Annotated in this window: 1 protein-coding gene; it reads right to left on the reverse strand. The window is 30.1% G+C overall.

The features are described from left to right. Positions 1-193: 193 nt before the first annotated feature. The coding region (locus tag ACMX9J_RS27705; protein WP_416226474.1) for a DUF2553 family protein at positions 194-405 on the reverse strand (212 nt) is incomplete at its 5' end.

A 405-nucleotide genomic window follows, 5' to 3' on the forward strand; every position in this document is an offset into this window, starting at 1 on the left:
CAGGTGAAAGTGTACTAAATTCACCTAAACGGTTAAAATGTGATTTTTTATATAAACTATCGTTCTGATTCATAATTCTTCCCTCTAATTCGTTTGTATTTTACACCTCTTATTTGTACCTACCATTCGGTACAAATAAACTGAATGTAATGATAAATATTTGATCGTTCTTTAGTGTCCTACATATTTAAAGTTAGCACCAGCCTAAATCGCAGTTTTCTACATAACTTTCTACCAAAGAAGGATTTTCAGCTTTCTTGCAAACCTTATCTCCCTTTATTTCATAATTAGAGAATAACATTAGCTCTTCCTTATTTTTTAAAGGGAGCTTTGCCACGACTTCATCTTTATGCAACAAAAGAAGATAATCTTCTTTTAGCTTAACATTTAAAAACTTTGTAATAT

Origin of the sequence: Priestia sp. RMT2NF4 (genome assembly GCF_047872835.1) — a bacterium.
Taxonomy (GTDB): Bacteria; Bacillota; Bacilli; order Bacillales; family Bacillaceae_H; genus Priestia; species Priestia zanthoxyli.